Genomic DNA, 18,034 nt, shown 5'->3' on the forward strand with positions numbered 1-18,034 from the left:
TTTCATTGTAACAGAGGTTTACCTCTGTTTTTTTGTTTAAAACACAAAAATGGCATTGGTATAGAGATGAAAAATCTCTAACCAACACCATTTGGTGTAGAACCTTTTTTAGTTACTCGGCTCAATGTCGAATATTAATTATTAAGCGGTGAAAAATGTTTGAAACGGTGGTAAATAATACCGGCACTGAGTATTGAAACGATTAGTTCGGTAAGTGGAACAGCAGCCCAGACCCCATTTATTCCTGCTGTAAAACCTAGTATGAAGGTGACCGGTGCCAGGATCAGGTAACCCCGTAATAGGGACAGCGCAAATGCTGAGCGAGCTGAACGGATGGACGTCAAGAAGAGAACCATTAAAATGTTGGCATTAATAAAGATTGCTCCACTGAAATAAATTGGCACTCCAGTGGTAGCATATCGTGCCATCGTAGTTTGGTGCTGGTAGTTAAAGAGGCTGATTACTTGTGAACGGAAGACCGTCAAAATGATTAAGACGGTTAGGCCGATTCCAATGGTAATTTTAAGCCCTTGCCAGAAGGCCTTTTTGACGTTTTCATAATGACGGATCCCATATTCCCGACTAGTAATCGGCTGAACGCCAAGGGCCACACCGTTAGCCAGGGCAACTGAAATCAAGGCAATGTTCGAGATGATCCCGTAAGCAGCAATGGCATAGTTGCCAGCAATACGGAGCAGAATGATGTTGAAGATAAAGACCGCAAAACCATTACTTAGTTCGTTGATCCCGGCTGCCAGGCCCAACTGGGTTGCATTTCGAATAGTTTGCAACCGCGGTTTGACCCAATATAATGACAATTGCCGGTTAGCAAAGTGACGGTGGTGCGAAAGAATCAGTAAAGAACAAAGTGGTGAAAAGATTGTTGCCATCGCAGCTCCTTCCATCTTTAAACCAAGGCCAAAGATAAAGAACCAGTCGATGATTAGCACGCTACTGGTTTCAGTAAGGGTGGCTACCATTGTCAAATTGGGGTGGTTATCGTTACGGATGAAGTTCACTGACAGATAGTTTGCAATATAGAGTGGCGCACAAAAAGCGATGATTGAAATATAAGTGTGAGTGAGCCGGTAAGTTTGTGGAGAACCGCCTAAAAAATAAATCAGGGGATGGATAAATACCTCAATCAGTAAAGTGATTAGCAACCCTAGAAGCACCCCGAAAATCATCAGTTCACTATATGTTGAATGGACCCGCTCAGGATGTTCGATTTTGTTGAGTGAGTAATATGCAGCTCCTCCAACACCCAGGAGCATTCCTAAACAGTTGAAAAGTGAAAACAGTGGTAGGGCAACATTGAGGGCGGTGAGTCCCAGTGGACCCGCCGCGATTGAAATAAAAAGGGTGTCGATTAATAGGTACATCGACATCCCAGCGGATGCGGCCGTGTTACGAATGACGTAGTGATTAACCTCGTTCTTTAGTTGCATTATTTTGACCTCCCAAGTGGTCGGTCCCACCTCCCCTTAACAGGCGCCTGTCAGTTGAGAACCAGTTAGTTAATCTTAACGGAACCCGGCGATTCCGCATCCATATTTATTTTTAAAAACATTACCAGAATCTTAGCAGGGAAAAGACCGGCTCGTCAACAGTTTTAAAAAACTTGGAGTGATCATTACTGTTGACAATACAAAAAGGAGCTCATGAATGAGCTCCTTCAATTTAGTTATTAACAGTTGCTTTCTTATTACGGCAAGCAACGTAAATCCAGATGTTAATAAACAACGTAATTCCTGTGAAAGCAAATACCATTGAATACGTTGAAATTCCTGAGATCATTGATCCAAGGAGGGCTCCGAAGACTGAACCTGCGGCTTGGAATGATTGGTTATAGGAGAAAATTCGTCCAAAGGCTTCGTCTGGAACATCCAATGTTAGGATCGTTTGGGCAGCTGGCATTAAGCCGGAATTGGTAAGTCCTAGTAAGAATCGCCAGAAAGCTAACATCCACGGTGAAGTGGTGAATGTCATTGGGATAAATAAAAGGGTGGCAATGATCAGTCCAGCCATCAAGACTTTTTCAGGACCAATTTCGTCCATAATGTGGCCAACTTTGGAAGCAGAAAGTAAGTTCCCGAGACCAGGGGTAGCAGCCACAACACCTGCAACAAAGGCAATGTTGCCCTTGTCGTGCATCATTTCTTTAACATACAGGCTGACAATCGGGTCGATACTCATTACGGAAGCCTGCACAATCATTGTGGTGATAAACATCGCAATGATGATCTTTAGGTTTGGAATATTGTGCATTAGTTCTTTCATTGGCTTCATATCGGTCTTATTAATTGGCTTAAAGTGTTCTTTAGTGTTGACCCAGGTAGCGATAAATACTAAGAACATTAAACCACCGGTAATAAAGAAGGGAATTCGGTAACCGAATGAACTGGACAGGGCACCACCGATTAATGGGCCAATGAGGTTTCCAGTAACACCAGCTGTCATCATGGCTGACATTACCCAACCAGCTTTATGGTGGGGAGTTTCACCGGCCATTAAGGCGGTAGCGTTATTGATGTAACCAGAGAAAGCTCCCTGCAAGAAGCGCATCCCAATAATCATCCAGACACTGGTTGATAAACCAGTGACGAAAATGGTACATGCCATCACTCCTGAAGCACGTAAACACATTAGTTTACGTCCTTTTTGATCGGCCAGGCTTCCCCAGTAGGTTGAAACAATCGCTTGGGAAATAAAGGTCATTGCGAATGCTAGTCCAGAATAAATATTTAATTCAAAGCGGTTAAAGGTCCCTAACTCATTGATAAACAGGGAGATAAAGGGCATCGTCATTGAATAACCCATTCCTGTGATGAAACAACCAATCCAGAGGGTATAGAAAGTCTTATGCCACCCCTTGGGCAGGGGCTCAGGATAATCTGCGGTATCCATATATTTAGTAATCACTCCTTAATCGATATAACGCTCATTATACCAGATTTTAATGCAAATTTTGGAAACGAAATATGGTAAAGTGTTATGTAGAAATAAGAAGTGGAGTGATCAACTGTGACAAAACGGATTGCGATTTTTTCGGATGTCCATGGTAATGTGCATGCATTCCAGGCCATGTATCAGGATGCGATTCAACAGGGAATTGATGAAAGCTGGTTTGTTGGTGATTTATTAATGCCAGGGCCAGGGATTAACAGTATTTGGCAAATTTTCAAAAAATTGCAACCGACAGTAATTGTTTGCGGAAATTGGGATGATCTGACGGTGCGGGGGGCGCGTGGTCAGATGGATCTTGACCGTCCATCGCATGTGTATTTTGCACGCCTCGCTCAATATATTGGTGAGAGAATTGACCCTGCTGTGATTGATGAAATTGCAAGCTGGCCCCTTCATCAGACCAAAAAAGTTGGGGCATTAACGTTTGGGATTTCACATAATTTGCCTGATTTAGATATGGGGCAGGCACTCTTTCCAACAAATGATTCCAGTAATTTTGACCAATTGTTTACTGATGGTAAGCTTGACGTTGCGATTTATGCGCATGTGCATCATGAATTATTACGGTACGCTAGTGATGAACGCAAGGTATTGAATCCAGGATCTGTAGGTGAACCATTTAACGGCTGGGACAGACTGCAAAAAGATACGCGTGCTCATTATTTGATTATGGATGTTGATGATTTAGGGATCGCCGGTCTTAATTTCCGTCACGTTGCTTACGATCGCGAAGCTGAAGGTCGGCTGGCTGACGAATCAGGCGTTCCATATTTGTACTTGTATCACCGTACTTTGAAAAGTGGTAGAGTTGATACTCACAACCAACCATTAGTGGATGAACAAAATCAGAAGTTTGGTTATGCTGAAGAATACCGGCAATATGTCCAAAAATTAAATAACAAAAAGTAAGTAAAAATCGTTGATATTGTGATAAATATATGGGATAATCAATCTACGAAATTGACGAATAAATGTTTAATCTTTTTAAAAACTAATTACTAAATTTATTGTCAAGGGAGGACGATATAATATATGGCTAAAAAGTCAAAGATTGCTAAATTAGCACACCAACGTGCCTTAGTTAAGAAGTATGCTGCAAAGCGTCGTGAATTAAAAGCGGCCGGCGATTACGTAGCATTATCAAAGTTGCCACGGAATTCTTCGCCGGTTCGTTTACGTAATCGTGATGAATACGACGGACGTCCACATGCATACATGCGTAAATTTGGAATGTCACGTTTAACATTCCGTGATTTGGCACATAAGGGACAAATTCCTGGTGTTAAAAAAGCTAGTTGGTAGTAAATGAAAAGCTCGCGCTGAGGCGCGGGCTTTTTTTGTTACAGATTCTCATCTGTATTGAAATTCAAAGGACTGTAATCAGTCATTTTAGTAATTAATTCTAACGTCAGTTTACGGTACTTTTTCAGAACATCTTCAGCAAAAGCATTATTATGCTGAGTTAATTCTGTACTCCAATCCTTCTTTTGACGATCTATTTGGAGATCCATTTTGTTGATAAAGGTGATGGCATCACTATTGATTTCTTTCTGGACATCTTCTAGTAATGGTAGAAAATCATGAAGGTGGCTGTCAACTAATACGCTAGCATGTTTAAAGATCCAATAGGCTGACGTTAATTGGGCAGGTAATTTTCCTCGTTTGTAGGTTGCAGGGGTATCATTGATATCCGCAAAGAATGGTACATATGAACTTTCTGCCGTCACACCCATTGCTAACCAGTGAATATCGTTACTGTGTGGCCGATTCATTTGAAGAATATGTGATTCTTGAGTCTTAGCTAAACTGATTGGTCGGTACTTGTGACGAAGTTGGTCATTACCATTGCCAATTGGATCAAACTGCGTTCCTTGGTAGTGTGATCCTAAGTAATTTTGAACGTCAAAAATACTCAGTTGCTGGTCAGCTTTCATAATAAATGGCAAATCTTGATCTTCTGGATGTTCGTTTGTTGCTATGGCTTTGCTAAACATCTTGTGCCCATACCAGACACGGGGAGTACTATAAATAGCGTCAGAACGGTCTGCAGTTCCAAAAATCTTTCTAAAATTGAATGTTCCTGGATTAGGATTTAAATGATGCTTGTTCACAAACTCCTGAATCCCGGGATGAAACATAAAATTAGCGGAATCATCAAAATCGATTTCTTGAATAGCTAGTTGGTTAGCAACCACAGCATACGAATCATCAGGGATGCGTTGGGCAACCCAGTAATGACCCGCGCCGGATTCAAAATACCAGGCTTCGTTATCATCCGCGAACAGTACGCCGTTGGTTTCTCCAGTACCATATTTGGCAATCAGGTCACCTAAACGTTGAACACCTTCACGAGCCGTTTTTACAAATGGCAGAACCGTGGTGATCATCGCTTCTTCATTGAGACCTTTTTCAACTAACGGGTCGAAACCTAATACTAGGTCATTGGAGTAGGCACTCTCCGTAGCGCTCATTGCAACATGGAATTCATTGATGCCGTCCTCTTCAAATAAGCCTTCCTTATCCGTCCACTCAGGAGTAGCTGTGTACTTAAAGCTAGGAGTGGGGAGTGGAATTCTAAACTGGGTTTCTTTTGAGGTAAAGCTGTTACCAAGATCCCCACGTTCGTGAACCACAAATTTTTTAGGCCATGCCGCTTTGGCATCTTCATTTCTTCCGATCATGATTGTGCCATCTAGCGAAGCTTTTTTACCGACTAAAATACTGGTACAAGCAGAAAATTTTTTCATGGGATCCTCCTTAAAATGGTTGATAATATTAATTTTACTACTAATCCAGTGTAAAATGGTTAAGAATCGAAAAGAGGGAAAAGTATGGAACGTTTATCAATGTTTCTAGTAATTTTAGCCGCACTATTAATACCAATCTTAATGGCACGCTTTAAAATTACGGGAGTGCCAACTGCTGTCGCGGAAATCGTGATGGGAATTTTAATCGGAAAAAGCGGTTTGAACATTATCCAAACAACACCAGAACTAACTCAGTTGTCTAGTCTGGGAGTAATTATTCTAATGTTTCTATCCGGGATGGAAATCGATTTTGACCTTTTCAAGCCTGGTAGTAGTAATGATCAAAATCGCTGGTCGCCAGTGAAACTTGCTGGGATAGCATTTATCGGAACCCTTGTTAATGGCTTAATCTTAGGACTGATTTTGAAGTTCACCGGATTATTCAATAATGTTTTCCTGTCGGTAATTCTATTCTCTACGGTGGCCCTTGGTGTTGTTATTGCAACATTAAAGGAAAAGGAAATTTTAAGCCGTCCGATGGGACAAACGATTCTCCTCACTGCCGTGTTAGGCGAAGTGGTTCCTATGTTCGCGTTAACGCTATATGCTTCCTTAAACGGGGGTAATGGTAGCCAGATCTGGTTAATCGTGCTGCTATTCTTAGCAGCAATTTTTCTGCTGCGTCGGTTTAAGCAACCATATATTTGGTTTAACCAGGTTACAAAATCTACCACTCAGCTAGATATTCGACTGGCGTTCTTCTTAATTTTTACTTTAGTAATCATTGCCGAAACAGTCGGTGCGGAGAATATCCTTGGTGCCTTCTTAGCTGGGATGGTTATGAAACTGTTGGAACCTAGTGAAGCTACTAGAGACAAGCTTACCTCAATTGGGTACGGCTTTTTCATCCCAATTTTTTTTATCATGACCGGGGTTCGTTTGAACATTCGAACATTACTTGCTAATCCGCAAGCTCTGATGCTGATTCCTGTCCTAGTGATCTGCTTTATCTTGGCCAAGGCATGGGCATTTCCGGTTTGCCGGTTACGTTTTAAGCGGCGTAACGCCTTTGCTGGTGGTTTTCTAACGGTTACGACCATTACACTTGTTTTACCATCACTGCAGGTTGCTCGCAATTTGCATACAATTACTGGTACCCAATCAGATGCCTTTATTTTGGCGGCGGTAATTGTATGTATTTTGGCACCGATTATCTTCAATTCTCAATATCACCTGGATCGGGAAGATTTGATTCGTCAACGAGTAGTCTTCCTGGGAGCCAACACTTTAACCATTCCTGTGGCCCAACAGCTTGGCCGCAACTGGTTTGATATTCGAATGGTAACGGATGATGAAAAGAACTATAAGACCTACAATAGCCAGGTTGATAATTTAAAGTACTTCCCGAACTTGAATGAACAGACATTAGCTGAGAATGATTACTTTAATACAGATATTTTGGTAACGGGCTTTAGAAGAGACGACAAGAATATCAGCTTCAGTCGCATGGCCAAAGATCATGCGGTTAACCGGGTGATTATGGCGCAAGTCAATCGGACGTCAGATGAAAAGCAATTGCAAACGTTGGGTGAACAAGGGGTTGAATTCTTTAACCCATTTAACGTTGAAGCATCAGTATTAAGGTCACTTATCGAGTCACCAGCTGTTTACCAAATGTTGACCAGTACTGAAGCGGGCTTATTTGAAGTCAGAGTACGCAACCACAAGTACACAGATCGGCCTCTGATGGACTTACCGTTTGTTGACCAAATTACGATTAGTCGAATTCGTCGTGGTAACCAGTGGATTGTTCCAACAGGCGGGACCACGATTGAATATAATGATCATATTATATTTACAGCTAAAAATCTCGGAACTGTTGCGACTATCCGGCGTGAATTAAGCAAGCAGAACTAACTTACAATTGCTAAGCTTAGTCGCATCAAACACGGACTTGATGTAAAATTAAAATGATAAATTAACCATTGAAAGGACTATTAAGATGAGTGATCAACAGTATGTAATGGCGATTGATGAAGGAACGACCAGCACTCGTGCCATTATCTTTAACCATGATGGACAAGAAGTTGCCATTGCCCAACAAGAGTTTCACCAGTATTTTCCTAAACCTGGATGGGTTGAACATGACGCGTTAGAAATTTGGGAAGCTGTCCAGCAAGTAATGTCTGAGGTAATGATTAAGGCGGGTATTCAACCTTATAAAATTGCTTCAATTGGTATTACTAACCAACGGGAAACGACTGTTATTTGGGACAAACATACTGGTAAACCAATTCATAAGGCGATTGTGTGGCAGTCTAAACAAACAGCACCAATTGCTGAACAATTGGCAGCAGATGGTTATACAGATATGATCCATCAAAAGACCGGGTTAGTGATTGATTCTTACTTTTCAGCAACCAAGATTAAGTGGCTATTGGACAATGTTCCCGGTGCTCGTCAAAGGGCAGAAAATGGCGACTTGCTGTTCGGAACAATTGACACTTGGCTTTTGTGGAACCTCACTAGTCACCGTGTTCACGCAACGGATGTTACTAATGCCAGTCGGACAATGTTATTCAACATTCATGATTTAGACTGGGATGACGACATTCTAAGGCTTTTGGATATTCCACGACAAATGCTGCCAAAGGTTCAACCATCGTCTTCGATTTTCGGTTATACCGGCGATTACCATTTCTATGGGGTTCAGATCCCAATTGCCGGGATTGCCGGTGACCAACAAGCGGCCTTGTTTGGTCAAGCCGCATTTGAAAAGGGCAGTGTTAAAAATACTTATGGTACCGGTGCATTTACTGTTATGAACACCGGTGAGAAACCAATCTTATCTAATAATGGCTTATTAACAACAATTGCATATGGACTGGATAACAAGATTACTTACGCCTTAGAGGGGAGTATCTTTGTTGCTGGTTCTGCTGTTCAATGGTTACGAGATGGGTTGCAATTCTTTAAATCCGCTATTGAATCAGAAAAAATGGCGGTAGCTGCTCAAACAACTGGTGGAGTATACGTTGTCCCTGCATTTACAGGTTTAGGTGCCCCATACTGGGATCAAGAAGTGCGGGGTGCGATGTTTGGCTTAACCCGTGGCTCGAACCGTAATCATATTATTAGAGCTACCTTGGAAGCAATTGCATACCAAACGAAGGATGTTGTTGATACGATGGTTGCTGATACTGGTTTGCCACTCAAAATGCTCGCTGTTGACGGCGGTGCGTCACGCAATAATTTCATGATGCAATTCCAAGCCGATATTCTGCAAACGCCAATCGTCCGTGCACAAATTGAAGAAACAACTGCTTTAGGGGCTAGTTTCTTAGCTGGCTTGGCAGTTGATTTTTGGAGCAGCCAGGACGATTTAAAGAAACTAAGCAAATTAGGCACCCAGTTTGATCCACAAATGGATTCAGCTAGGGCAGATGAATTGTATGACGGATGGCAACAGGCAATCCGAGCAGCACAATTATTTTCAAAAAAGTAGGTTGTTGGGAGATAAGTAGTTTATGAAGAAGCTTTGTTCATTAATTTTAAGCCTCATCGGAATGATCGTTATTTTGTATGCTGTGTTATTTTTAAATGGCGCTCAACAAGAAATGATTAATTTGTTAGGGGTACTGTTTGCACTAGCAGGTACGATTGCGGCACTTTGGTCTGAAGAATTGAAAAGTACTGATCGATGGTTAATGGGATCAAATTTAATTTTGTTCGCAGCTGCAGTTGTAATTGCAATTATTAAGGTCGCACTGCACGCAAATTAAAACGTTGACATTTCCCGTGAACAACGGTAATATATTATTTGTTGCTGATTAGTAACAAATAATTTCGGAAAGTAGCTCAGCTTGGTAGAGCACCTGGTTTGGGACCAGGGGGTCGCAGGTTCGAATCCTGTCTTTCCGATAGTAGCGCGGGTGAGAGTTTTCTTACCAGCGCTTTTTTATTTATAGAAATGGAGATTCAGAATGGATTTTTCTTTTAAAAAGCGCAATGTGAAGCGACTATATCTCAACTATAGTCTCCTTTTTATCGTGATTGCTGCTTGTATATTCGGTTCATATTTAATATTTGGACATACTTTTATTTTAAATCGGGATGCATTAAACCAGCACCTGCCTTTAATGGTCAAATATCGAGCAGCGGTTTTAGAGTTTTTGAAACATCCATTCCATGCTCATGAAGTTTGGTCCTGGCAAATGGGGTTGGGAACCGATACGTTTCAGGTCTATTCGTACTATACGTTAGGGGACGTTTTTTCTTATTTAGCACTGCTATTTCCAGTTAGCAAGATGACCAGGGCTTATCAGATCATCCTAATCTTGAGAATGTATTGTGTAGGGCTATCTTTTGTCTACTTTGCACAACATTTTAAATTGCGTGACAACGTCATTTTAGGTGGAACGGTTGCGTACATGGTTAATGCCTTTTTGTTGTATGCGTGTGTTGCGCAACCATTTTTTACCACGCCGTTTATACTGTTTCCATTAATTGTTGTTCAGATTGAACGGGTATTACAAGGACGGTCAGCTTGGCCACTTGTTGGGGCCTTTTTCTGGATGCTGGTCAGCAACTACTACCTTGCTTATGTTTTAGGTATTGGTGCTTTTATTTACCTGGTTTTGCGAGTATTAACCCATTACCGCAAGTCATTGGACTATCCACGTGTATTTTTGAAACTATCATTTGCGACTGTCACCAGTATATTGTTAGCAGCTGTACTACTGGTTCCAGAATTAAATGCGGTGATGAATTCAACCCGGGCTGGTTCACAATTTGCCAACGGTCTGAAGACCTATCCACTGTATTATTACCTCTTTTTGCCAAAGCAGTTGATCAATGGTGGACAATGGTACTTTATGTTCTGGTCTGCATTGGGGATCGTCAGCATTGGGTTCATTGCACTGGTATACATCTATATTCAGCCGAAAAAATATCCGCTTTTAACAATTGGTTTGGGCTTATCTTTAATCATGTTGCTGATTCCTGCAGTTGGTTCCTTTTTTAACGGAATGATGTCTGCTTCTAACCGTTGGACGCTGCTGATTTATTTACCACTGGCAATGGCAATTTGTATTTTGCTAGAGAATGCAGATCATCTAAGCCGGCACACTTTGTGGATCCTTAATTGGGCAACGTTGATTTATTTGATTATTCTGTTTGCCACCTACTTTTTCCAAAATGACGATGCCATGTTTATGCCAGTCCTGTTCTTGATTGGTTCAATGATGGTTCTTTGGATCTTGAACTTGCATGGAGTTCGCCATCCAGACTATTGGTTGTTGGCAATTATTATGTTTAATGCTGGTTTTAATGCAATTTACGCAGCATTCCCATATAATGGTGGATTCTCCAGCAGAATGTTAAACCGTGGCGAATACCAAGCCATGACTAAGAACCGTTATGGAGGTTTAGATCAGGGCCTCAATCGTCAATACTTCTACCGAGTATCGACCGTGAGCCAAAATAAGATTGTACCAGGAGTCAACTGGGATAATGATTTGACTTCCGGATTGAATAACATTGATTCTTACTACTCATTGCAAAACAAGTACTTGGGTCAATTCAATAACTCATTGCAAAATATTCAATATACTCCAAACATTCCGATTCGGCAGGCGGATGATCGAACGGTGATGAACAACTTCTTTGGGGTTAAATACTTGTTTGTGCAGAGTAACAGTGATAATGCGGGAAAAATTCCTGCAGGCTATACCCAGCACAAGTTAACCGACCCAATCATTAACTATGACGTGGGGCAGCCATCAGATGCAAAAAAGCAGTCTGATTTTGTACCAACGCAAACTATTCGGTACCGCACGAAAAATGCCTTCCCATTATTGTACTGGCAGGATACCTACATTAGCCCTCAACGGTATGAAAAGCTTTCTGCATCTGCCAAGGAACGGGCACTCGCTAGTGGGGTATTAGTGAATGGAAACCAAAAAAATGTTCAGGGGATGAGTCGGACCGACCTGAGTAATTCAATTACTACAGTTAAATCCGAATTAATTTCGAATCGTTTGAATAAGGTTAACCCCGCACATTTGAAATATACTGATAGTGATGAAACCTATCAGTTAACTTTCCCAGCAATGGAGAAGAAACGGAATCGTCAAAAACTGCGTGGCAGTGAGTTGCATATTGATTTCTCAACGATTAAATACACGTCGTTCTCGATGAAAGACCAGATTAAGTATGAACAACAGCATTTGTTGCAAATGGCGGTTAATCCGGGATCATATATTAATCATCGCTTTAACCAGTATAAGTATCTACGCTATCATATTATTAACGGTTCGCCTGACATCAGCTTCAAACTGAACTTCAAGAGTCGGTTTGGGACAGCCACCATTGAACAACCAAAGCAGAGTACCTTATCACTGTTTAAGAAGGTTAAGAATGGCACCATGAATATTGGCTACTATAGTGGTAACTTCCCACAAAAATTAACCTTCCAACCAAGTAAACTAGGAACGTACCAGCTTAAATACAAAGTGACTGCCGTTAAACTGGGATCACACTATCGTAATCAAGTTCGGACGATTCAGAACCACTCTTTAAATAATCTAAAGTTTGGTAAGAATCGCGTTTCTGGAACGATCACCACGACCCGACCAGGAATTCTGACATCTTCGATTCCATATTCAACTGGTTGGACGGCAACCGTTAATGGAAAAGCTGCTTCAATTATTCGTACTAATCAGGCCTTTGTAGGAATTCGTCTTCCAAAAGGAACTCACCGAGTAGTGCTTCACTACCATATTCCAGGACTTCGCTTGGGAACCGTGATTTCGTTAATTGGTGTTGCTTGGACAGTTATCTTTGGAATTGCAACTTTCATTATTGACCGCCGTCATTAAAATATTAAATAAAATCGACCGAAAATTTATCGGCCGATTTTTTAGTATTTTGAGTAGCATTACTTATCTAAGTTCAGCATTACATTAACGTATACTAGTATAAGAATTTAGTGCTTTTATCAAAGATTGTGTTTTTATACAATAAAGCCAATCAATATTGATAACAATTGATAATGCTTTAAAGAAAGAGGTAATAAGTTATGAAGTTAGCTATTTTAGCAGCCAACGGACAAATTGCCCGAATCGTTGAAAACCGTATTTTAAATGAAGATCAATTCAAAGACGTTGAATTAACACTTTTATTGCGGAATGCTAGTCGTTTGAATGACTTAAAAGATAACCCACGGGTTACTTTGATTTAAGGGAATTTAAATAATCCAGATGACGTTGAAAAGGCCGTCCAAGGACAAGATATGGTCTTTAATGCGGTGATGGATCATGATGATGCTGGTCACAATCGACCAACGCACAACATTATTAATGCCATGAAGAAGGATGGTGTTAACCGCTTAATCCTTACTAATTTACTCGGAATTTATGATGAAGTTCCTGGTGAATTTGGTAAGTGGAACCGTGACACTTGCTTTGGCGGGATAGTTAGTGATGATAACGCAGCAGTGGTTTCTGATCGCCTAGCAGCTGAATCAGGTTTGGATTACACCACCTTACGGCTACCATGGTTAAATGACCGGGATGAAGTGAAGTACACTATTACTCACAAAGATGATGAGTTTGTCGGTGTTTCAGGATCACGGCAAAGTATCGCTGACGTAGTACTAAAGATCGTTGCTGCCCCATCATTTGGTAGCAATGACAGTTTAGGAATTGCTGATCCAGATACCCAAGGTAACAACCGTCCAGTTTACTAATTGTTCACAAATAGTATTCTAAAAAAGCCGTGGAAATTATCCACAGCTTTTTTATGTATAACGAAATTTTATATTAATTACCACTAACATTACAGATGACAACACCGATAACAATTAGACCGATGCCAATCAATTCAGGAATGGTAACCCGATTATGCCAAACGACAACTGCAACAACGGTGGTTAAAATAATTCCTAATCCGCCCCAAGTTGCATATGCAATACTCAAATTAATTTCTTTAAGACATTGAGCAAAAGAATAAAAACAGGCGACATAAGCAATGATGGTTAATAATGTCGGAATTGGTTTTGAGAAACCAACCGATGCTTTCATGAAGTTCGTGCCAATGACTTCCATTACGAGTGCTATTGCTAATTGAAAATATCCCATATTGGACCTCCTAATGTTCAATAGTGATAGAATAACGGAAGTACCATATTAAGAAAAGACTTCAAATATACTATTGTTTTGCGTGGTAACTAGTCAGCATACCACTGACTGAGACAATTTCGTGGTATGCTAAAGCCAGTAATTTGATAAAGGAGTAGGTAAGATGACAACGTTGCCAACCCAAATCGAAGTGCGGGGTGCACGGGTACACAACCTAAAGAATATCGATGTAAATATCCCATTACATCAATTCGTGGCAGTTTCAGGACTTTCAGGTTCTGGAAAGAGTTCACTTGCAATGGGCATTCTTTACGAAGAAGGTTCACGACGATATCTGGAAGCATTGTCGACATATACTCGTCGACGAATCAAATTGGGAGCTCAAGCCGAAGTAACAAGCGTTAAGCACATCCCATCCGCCTTAGCCTTAAAGCAGCGCCCCAGTATTCCATCTGAACGGGCGACTGTAGGAACGATGAGCGAAATTTTCAATGTCATTCGATTAATTTTTTCGCGATTAGGTTCGCCAGTTTGTCCGAATGGTCATCGTCTGAAGCCGAGTTTAAAAATTGCCCAAGTGATGAGCCGTTCTGATAGCAAGATGGGGCAACTGACTTGTCCAGAATGTGGGGTGACCTTTCAAGCATTTAGTGCCGAAGATTTTGCATTTAATTCCGATGGTGCATGTACAGATTGCCATGGTACTGGTCAAGTACGCTCAATTGATGAAAGCAAATTAATTGGTGATGAAAACTTAAGCCTTGCTGAAGGTGCCGTGGCTTCGTGGCATTTACCAGGGAGAAACTTCATGCCAAATGTCGCGGAACAAGCAGGGGTACGGATCCACGTCCCATATAAGGACCTTACTGCTAAGGAAAAAGATTTCGTGTTGAATGGACCAGAGCGGAAATTTAAAATGGACTTTCGCTCAGGAACGGGCCGTGTCTTTCATGACTTCAATGCCTTATATGAAAATGCTCATGCTGCGGTAATTCAGTCTGCTAAATCAAGTAAAAGTGAACGGGCGCAAAAACGGATTAGCGAATTCTTTCATTATTCCACTTGTCCGGTTTGTCACGGTACCAGACTAAAATCGGAACTCTTAAACCAATTAGCTGGTGGCTTGAATATCGCTCAAGTTAGCGACTTGACCCTTGGCGATTTGCAAAGCTGGAAGCAGGATGTTTTAAAGACATTACCTGATGATATGGGAACGATGGCCACGAGTTTGTTTAAAGAATTTGATGAAAACTTACGGCCCTTATTGGAATTAGGCTTGGATTACCTGACTTTGTCCAGAAATGGTAACACTCTTTCTACAGGTGAACTGCAACGGATTCAACTAGCAAGAACGCTCCGTACACAAACTACTGGGGTACTTTACATTTTGGATGAACCATCAATTGGACTTCACCCAGACAATATCACTGGGCTGCTAAATGTCTTTAAGGAGTTGGTGGCTCAAGGTAATTCATTAGTTGTGGTCGATCACAACGTTGATATTATCAAGGCTGCTGATTGGATCATTGAAATTGGCCCTGGATCTGGTGCCGAAGGTGGTCAAGTAATTGCACAAGGTACCCCAGGGGAGATTGCAGCCGATCCACAATCTAAAATTGGTCCGTACTTAAACGGCACAGCTAAGCTTGCTGCCCGAAAATTGATGAGGATTCCAGCACATCAAGGAATTAAATTTGCTGTGAACCATTACTTTAATTTGAACAACGTGACAGCACACTTACCTGTTAACCGAATCAGTGCCATTACAGGATTTTCTGGTGCTGGGAAAACAAGCTTGATTTTGGACAGCCTTGTTCCAGCAATTAAGGATCAAGCTAAGAATCAACCACTTCCTCAACAGGTAACGAAACTGGCTTCCCCACTGAAAGAGGTAGTGAGTGTTGATGCAGCCCCAATTGGGAAAACACAACGATCAACGGTCGCTACGTATACCAGTATCATGGATAACCTGCGGCGCCTATTTGCCGACCAGCCGTTAGCTAAAGAGAAACATTATACGGCAAGCTACTTTTCTTATAATAATAAGCAAGGGGCATGCCCTAACTGTGGTGGTGCAGGAATTGTGACACTGGATATTCAATTTTTGCCGGACATGCAACAGACTTGTCAAGTATGTAATGGTGATCGCTATAACCAAGACGTTCAGCAGGTGAAATGGCATGGTTATTCAATCGTTGATATTTTGAAACTGGACGTTCGAGAAGCATTGAAGGTTTTTGTGGATGTTACCAAAATCGAACGCGAGCTGAAGTTATTACAAGAGGTTGGGGTGGCCTACTTGCACTTAGGCGAAAGCGCCCCAAGTTTGTCTGGTGGTGAAGCTCAACGTTTAAAGTTGGTCAAACACCTTAACCGTAATCAAGCGACAACACTATTTGTATTTGACGAACCAACAATAGGGTTGCACCCGCTCGATGTGAAAACCCTGGTTAACGTGATGCAACAACTGGTTGATCGTGGTGCTACCATTGTTACCATTACTCATGATTTAAACCTAATTGCCAACGCTGATTACATGTTAGACTTGGGACCACGGGGTGGAAAAAATGGTGGTCAAATCGTGGCGGAAGGTAGTCCGCAACAATTAGTAAAGGATCCGCAGAGTTTAACAACTAAATATTTAGCAGAATACTTGCAACGGTTTGAATAAACTCAAAATCGTCAGTTTAATGGAACTTACCATCAAGCTGACGATTTTTTACGGTTTTAGAATCGGAATTTTCTTAAGGATCCAATTAGTTAATACGCAAATTAACAGAATAAAAATACTGAATTGAATTGGCAACAACAGCATTAGTACGATTGCGCTAATCAATGGTTTTTCCAAGATAACAGTAATGGCGGTAGCTACCACAAGGCTGGCGGTTAACTTAGGCATCCACTGCAAGAATTGGGCGAGGGTTGCTCCAATTGCTACACTACTAAAAATTGCGGGGAAAATGGTTCCTCCACGCCAACCAAGAGCAAAGCCTAGGTTAGTTACCAGTGCCTTAATGAATGCTAATGCGATTAAGAATCCTGGAGCCAATTGCAATGAAGAATGAGCAAAGGGAACAATACTAAATTCTCCAGAAAATAAGATATCTTTACTGAACATTGCAGCACAAACTAGAAGTATTCCACCAAGGATAGCTTTGATAATGGGAGCATTCCATCGGCCCACCCATTTCACACTTAGTTTACTGATTTTGACAAACAGGAAACCAAATAGCCAGCCGATAACCATGGCAGGGATGACAACTAAGATTCCTTGCCATTGCCAAGCAACTTGCGGATGGTGAAATCCAATCACGTCTTCTTGAGGGAAAAAGTGAAAATAGCCGAAAAAACCGACCGTCGCAACGAGAGTCCAGAACAGATAGAAAATTTTCCTTTGACGATCACTTCGAAAGTATTCGGTTAACGGTTTTTGGTGATCAGTATGTTCCAAACGAGTTAACCAAATTAAATGTATCTGATCAAAGAACGATTTATGTGACCCAACATCTGCATGATCACGAATTAATTTATAGCGACATCCCAACCAATAAATCATTCCGGCAACCAAGCCACTGGCACTTGCTTCTGGACCAACACTTGCTCCAGATCCTAGAATGAGGAGACCAGCAAATAGAATTTTCCACCAGCGATGATAGTCAAAATGACCTTTTATTTTGGTTTCACTCAGAATTTCTGCAATCGTTAGCGGATATGCGCCAATGTATTTCTGGGTCAATCCGATCACTAAACTAAGTGGCAGGCAAACTGCAACAGCCTTCCATTGTGTGGAAATATTCAACAAATTAGGTAAATCACGCCAGAGCAAATCGATAACCACATTGATGGTGTTGAGGTAAACACCAGTGGTAATTCCAATAACGATACTCCAAAAGGCGAGGTAAAACCAGGTTAATAGTCTATAACGTTGCATACTGAATCCCCTTGTTAGTTAATTCTTTCATATCTTAGCGGATAATAATGCCTTCATCAAGGAGCAGACGTCAGATTGCTATACGATTATCGTATACATGTATTTAGATGAAGTATTTTTAATGCGAGTTATTCTTTAATACAATGGTGGATTATAGAATGAAGTTAGCCACCCAGTTGGTGGTAAATAAAAAAACGCCATTCGGCGTGACATCAGGTATCATATTAAGTGAACCAAACCTATATGAAAGG

General features: G+C 41.2%; 12 protein-coding genes, 1 tRNA gene and 1 pseudogene. 9 read left to right on the forward strand and 5 right to left on the reverse strand.

All coding sequences use genetic code 11. The features are described 5' to 3' along the window. Positions 1-134: 134 nt before the first annotated feature. Both H5975_RS04310 and H5975_RS04315 read right to left on the reverse strand, forming a co-directional pair. Positions 135-1,448: an MATE family efflux transporter gene (locus H5975_RS04310; protein ID WP_204785023.1), complete on the reverse strand. Its 1,314-nt coding sequence runs from the start codon at positions 1,446-1,448 to the stop codon at positions 135-137. 232 nt (positions 1,449-1,680) lie between these two features. Continuing rightward, the gene (locus tag H5975_RS04315; RefSeq protein ID WP_204785024.1) at positions 1,681-2,907 is read right to left on the reverse strand and encodes an MFS transporter; all 1,227 of its coding nucleotides are present in this window, start codon (positions 2,905-2,907) and stop codon (positions 1,681-1,683) included. Between the two features lie 117 nt (positions 2,908-3,024). Between H5975_RS04315 and H5975_RS04320 the strand changes: the two genes are divergently transcribed. After that, on the forward strand, positions 3,025-3,876 hold the full coding sequence (locus H5975_RS04320) for a metallophosphoesterase family protein (RefSeq protein WP_204785025.1): 852 nt from the start codon (positions 3,025-3,027) through the stop codon (positions 3,874-3,876). A gap of 123 nt (positions 3,877-3,999) precedes the next feature. Then, the gene (gene rpsN, locus H5975_RS04325; RefSeq protein WP_178661324.1) at positions 4,000-4,269 is read left to right on the forward strand and encodes a 30S ribosomal protein S14; all 270 of its coding nucleotides are present in this window, start codon (positions 4,000-4,002) and stop codon (positions 4,267-4,269) included. Positions 4,270-4,307: 38 nt separating this feature from the next. On the opposite strand, the gene H5975_RS04330 is transcribed toward rpsN, so the two are convergent. After that, entirely contained in the window at positions 4,308-5,714 is a 1,407-nt protein-coding gene (locus tag H5975_RS04330) for a C69 family dipeptidase (RefSeq protein WP_204785026.1), read from the reverse strand. An 84-nt stretch (positions 5,715-5,798) separates the two neighbouring features. Here H5975_RS04330 and H5975_RS04335 point away from each other — a divergent pair, with 84 nt between their 5' ends. From H5975_RS04335 to H5975_RS04360, 6 genes and pseudogenes are all read left to right on the forward strand, one after another. Continuing rightward, positions 5,799-7,631: a cation:proton antiporter family protein gene (locus tag H5975_RS04335; RefSeq protein ID WP_204785027.1), complete on the forward strand. Its 1,833-nt coding sequence runs from the start codon at positions 5,799-5,801 to the stop codon at positions 7,629-7,631. Between the two features lie 85 nt (positions 7,632-7,716). Further along, a complete protein-coding gene (gene glpK, locus H5975_RS04340; RefSeq protein ID WP_204785028.1) occupies positions 7,717-9,219 on the forward strand; it encodes a glycerol kinase GlpK in 1,503 nt (500 codons plus the stop codon). A 22-nt stretch (positions 9,220-9,241) separates the two neighbouring features. Continuing rightward, positions 9,242-9,496 (forward strand): hypothetical protein, encoded by a 255-nt coding sequence (locus H5975_RS04345; protein ID WP_204785029.1) that lies wholly within the window; start codon positions 9,242-9,244, stop codon positions 9,494-9,496. A gap of 65 nt (positions 9,497-9,561) precedes the next feature. After that, positions 9,562-9,635: transfer RNA gene (locus H5975_RS04350), tRNA-Pro, on the forward strand. 62 nt (positions 9,636-9,697) lie between these two features. After that, a complete protein-coding gene (locus H5975_RS04355) occupies positions 9,698-12,592 on the forward strand; it encodes a YfhO family protein (RefSeq protein ID WP_204785030.1) in 2,895 nt (964 codons plus the stop codon). A 200-nt stretch (positions 12,593-12,792) separates the two neighbouring features. Further along, positions 12,793-13,461 (forward strand): annotated as a pseudogene (locus tag H5975_RS04360) (NAD(P)H-binding protein). Positions 13,462-13,534: 73 nt separating this feature from the next. Here the strand turns inward: H5975_RS04360 and H5975_RS04365 are convergent. Next, positions 13,535-13,852: a DMT family transporter gene (locus H5975_RS04365; RefSeq protein ID WP_204785031.1), complete on the reverse strand. Its 318-nt coding sequence runs from the start codon at positions 13,850-13,852 to the stop codon at positions 13,535-13,537. Between the two features lie 163 nt (positions 13,853-14,015). Between H5975_RS04365 and H5975_RS04370 the strand changes: the two genes are divergently transcribed. Beyond that, entirely contained in the window at positions 14,016-16,523 is a 2,508-nt protein-coding gene (locus H5975_RS04370; protein ID WP_204785032.1) for an ATP-binding cassette domain-containing protein, read from the forward strand. Between the two features lie 48 nt (positions 16,524-16,571). Here H5975_RS04370 and H5975_RS04375 read toward each other — a convergent pair whose 3' ends face one another. Next, positions 16,572-17,783: a chloride channel protein gene (locus tag H5975_RS04375; protein ID WP_204785033.1), complete on the reverse strand. Its 1,212-nt coding sequence runs from the start codon at positions 17,781-17,783 to the stop codon at positions 16,572-16,574. Between the last annotated feature and the right edge of the window lie 251 nt (positions 17,784-18,034).

This window comes from Limosilactobacillus coleohominis (assembly GCF_016901675.1).
Lineage (GTDB): Bacteria > Bacillota > Bacilli > Lactobacillales > Lactobacillaceae > Limosilactobacillus > Limosilactobacillus intestinavium.

Coding starts and splice junctions, on each gene's coding strand:
- H5975_RS04370 (WP_204785032.1), top strand. CDS start 14,016: ATGACAACGTTGCCAACCCAAATCGAAGTGCGGGGTGCACGGGTACAC.
- H5975_RS04335 (WP_204785027.1), top strand. CDS start 5,799: ATGGAACGTTTATCAATGTTTCTAGTAATTTTAGCCGCACTATTAATA.
- H5975_RS04355 (WP_204785030.1), top strand. CDS start 9,698: ATGGATTTTTCTTTTAAAAAGCGCAATGTGAAGCGACTATATCTCAAC.
- glpK (WP_204785028.1), top strand. CDS start 7,717: ATGAGTGATCAACAGTATGTAATGGCGATTGATGAAGGAACGACCAGC.
- H5975_RS04365 (WP_204785031.1), bottom strand. CDS start 13,852: ATGGGATATTTTCAATTAGCAATAGCACTCGTAATGGAAGTCATTGGC.
- H5975_RS04310 (WP_204785023.1), bottom strand. CDS start 1,448: ATGCAACTAAAGAACGAGGTTAATCACTACGTCATTCGTAACACGGCC.
- H5975_RS04315 (WP_204785024.1), bottom strand. CDS start 2,907: ATGGATACCGCAGATTATCCTGAGCCCCTGCCCAAGGGGTGGCATAAG.
- H5975_RS04345 (WP_204785029.1), top strand. CDS start 9,242: ATGAAGAAGCTTTGTTCATTAATTTTAAGCCTCATCGGAATGATCGTT.
- H5975_RS04330 (WP_204785026.1), bottom strand. CDS start 5,714: ATGAAAAAATTTTCTGCTTGTACCAGTATTTTAGTCGGTAAAAAAGCT.
- H5975_RS04375 (WP_204785033.1), bottom strand. CDS start 17,783: ATGCAACGTTATAGACTATTAACCTGGTTTTACCTCGCCTTTTGGAGT.
- rpsN (WP_178661324.1), top strand. CDS start 4,000: ATGGCTAAAAAGTCAAAGATTGCTAAATTAGCACACCAACGTGCCTTA.